The following is a 2645-nucleotide window of genomic DNA, read 5'->3' on the forward strand; positions in this document are numbered from 1 at the left end:
GTGGCGGCGGGCCCGCGGGGGGACCACGTGGCGCGGGACGAGGAGGGGGCGCGGGGGCATCCGGCGAGCGAGCCCGTGCGCGCGCACCGGGCCGCGGAGGCGGTGTCGGCACCGGTGCGGATCGCCGACGGGGCCACGGTCCGGCTGCTGCGGCCCGGGGACCGGGTGGACGTCATCGCCGCCGAGGAGTCGGCGCTGGGCGGGGACGCCCGGGTGGTCGCGCGCGGGGCACGGGTGACGCGGGTGCCGGAGCCGCCGGACGCAGTGACCGAGGGCGGGGCGCTGGTCGTGCTCTCGGTGCCGCGGGCGACGGCGGCCCGCCTCGCGGGCGCGAGCACTACGGCACGGCTGGCGGTGACGCTGTGTTGAGCCGTGTGATCCGCCTGCTGCGGGGACGGGTGTCAAGTCCCCCTTTGGAGCTACCCGATTGGACAGGGTCACCTCGCGTTGACGTAGGTTGCGGAGCTGTTTGTTCCACAACCTGTGCGTGCGAGAAGAGGCCTCTGGGTGAGCGAGAAGAAGCCGAGCGTCTGGGAGGGCTTCAAGGCCTTCCTGATGCGCGGGAACGTCGTCGATCTGGCAGTCGCGGTGGTCATCGGCGCCGCCTTCACCAACATCGTCAACTCGGTGGTGAAGGGGATCATCAACCCGCTGGTGGGGGCGATCGGCACCAAGAACCTGGACAGCTACAGCTCGTGTCTGCGGGACCCGTGCAAGGTCACGGCGGACGGCACCGTGGTGAGCGGCATCCCGATCCGGTGGGGCTCGGTGCTCGGCGCCACGCTCACCTTCCTGATCACCGCGGCCGTCGTCTACTTCCTGATGGTGCTGCCGATGTCGAAGTACCTGGCCCGGGTGGAGGCCCGCCGGAAGGCGAAGGAGGGGACGCACGAGGTCATCGAGGTGACCGAGCTGGAGGTCCTCAAGGAGATCCGCGACGCCCTGGTCGCCCAGCGGGGCTCGGGCCACGACGGACGCTAGCGCGCCGGGTGCCGCCGCACGCTCAGATGTGGTGGGGCGGCTTCTCGTCGAGGAAGCGCTTCAGGTCGGCCGCGCTGTCGCCGTCGGAGCGCGGCCGGTCGCCCCAGCCCCGGTCGGTGTCGTCCGAGGACTGCTGGTCCAGCGGATCGTCGAAAACCAGCGTGGGCTTCGTCTCGCGGGGCTCGCGGGGCTCGGGGCGGGGGGCGCTGCTCATGGTGCAAGGGTACGGCCCTGCCGGGTCCACAGGGCGGGAGCGGCCGCCCGGCCCGGGTCCCGGTGCGGGTGCGAGTGCGGGTCCGAGTGCTGGTCCGAGTGCGGGTGCGAGTCCGGCCCTGGCTTCTGGCCGGTCGGTGCCGGTGCGGGGTGCACAAGCGTTTCCGGACGACATCTGCTGTGCTTGGCTCCATGACGTCCAGTCCGACACACAGCCCGCTGCGCAGACTCACCGCCCGCGGCCGCGACGAGGCCCATCGGGTCGCCTCGCCGCTGGAGCTCTTCTTCGACCTCTGCTTCGTCGTGGCGATCGCCCAGGCGGGCGTGGCCCTGGTGCACGCCGTCGCCGAAGGGCACGCCGGCGAGGGAATCCTGAACTACGCGATGGTCTTCTTCGCCATCTGGTGGGCGTGGATGAACTTCACGTGGTTCGCCTCGGCGTACGACAACGACGACGCGCTGTACCGGGTCGTCACCCTGGTCCAGATCGCCGGCGTCCTGGTGTTGGCGGCCGGGGTCTCCAGGGCGTTCGAGGACCACGAGTTCCTGGCCGTGCTGGTGGGCTACGTGATCATGCGGCTCGCGTTGATCACGCAGTGGCTGCGGGTAGCGCGTTCGACGGAGGGCGCGGAGCGGACGATGGCCCTGCGGTACGCGTTCGGTGTGCTGCTGTGCCAGGTCGGCTGGATGGGGCTGATCCTGCTGCCCGAGGGCGGGCGGCCCTGGGTGTTCCTGGTGATGGCTGTGCTGGAGATGTGCGTGCCGCCCTTCGCCGAGCGGGATCATCCGACGACGTGGCATCCGCACCACATCGCGGAGCGCTACGGGCTGTTCACGATCATCGTGCTCGGCGAGACGATCGCCGCCGCCACGGTCGCCGTGAAGTCCGGCATCGACGAGAACGACGCCCTGGACGAACTGCTGCCGATCGCCGCGGGCGGGCTCCTGATCATCTTCGCGGCCTGGTGGATCTACTTCGTGGTCCCCATCCACGGCCACCTGCGCTCCAACCGGCACGCGTTCCTGTGGGGTTACGGCCACTACGTGGTGTTCGCCTCGGCCGCCGCGATCGGGGCGGGCCTGGAGGTGGCCGTGGAGCAGGCCGTCGGCAAGGCGCACATCTCGACCCTGGCCGCGTCCGCCGCGGTCACCCTGCCGACCGCGCTCTATCTCCTCACCGTCTGGCTCCTGCACTCGCGCTACTACAAGGTGGGCATCGGGCAGCAACTGGTGCTGCCGGTCACGGCGTTGCTGGTGATCTGCTGCACCTTCCTGGGCGACTGGGCGGTGCTCGCGGCGGGGATCGTGGCGGCGCTGGCCGTGGTGACCGGGACGACGTTGACCGCGCGGATGGGGGCACGGGAGCGGGGGGTGCCGGCCCGGGTGGCGTGATCACGCGATCGTGCGGCCCCGCCGGACTCCGGCGCGGCGGCGGGGCGGCGGGGTGAGAC

General features: G+C 71.5%; 4 protein-coding genes. 3 read left to right on the plus strand and 1 reads right to left on the minus strand.

The genetic code is table 11. From position 1 onward, the window contains the following. A partial coding sequence (locus AOJ26_RS40310; protein ID WP_053853293.1) for a hypothetical protein occupies window positions 1–369 on the plus strand: 369 nt, incomplete at its 5' end. Between the two features lie 138 nt (window positions 370–507). Next, a complete protein-coding gene (gene mscL / locus AOJ26_RS40315) occupies window positions 508–981 on the plus strand; it encodes a large conductance mechanosensitive channel protein MscL (RefSeq protein WP_053853294.1) in 474 nt (157 codons plus the stop codon). A gap of 22 nt (window positions 982–1003) precedes the next feature. On the opposite strand, the gene AOJ26_RS40320 is transcribed toward mscL, so the two are convergent. Continuing rightward, window positions 1004–1195: a hypothetical protein gene (locus AOJ26_RS40320; protein WP_053853295.1), complete on the minus strand. Its 192-nt coding sequence runs from the start codon at window positions 1193–1195 to the stop codon at window positions 1004–1006. A 191-nt stretch (window positions 1196–1386) separates the two neighbouring features. On the opposite strand from AOJ26_RS40320, the gene AOJ26_RS40325 reads away from it, so the two are divergent. Next, the gene (locus AOJ26_RS40325) at window positions 1387–2586 is read left to right on the plus strand and encodes a low temperature requirement protein A (RefSeq protein ID WP_053853296.1); all 1200 of its coding nucleotides are present in this window, start codon (window positions 1387–1389) and stop codon (window positions 2584–2586) included. The last annotated feature ends 59 nt before the right edge of the window (window positions 2587–2645 follow it).

This window comes from Streptomyces sp. NRRL B-24085, from assembly GCF_001282115.1.
Classification (GTDB): domain Bacteria; phylum Actinomycetota; class Actinomycetes; order Streptomycetales; family Streptomycetaceae; genus Streptomyces.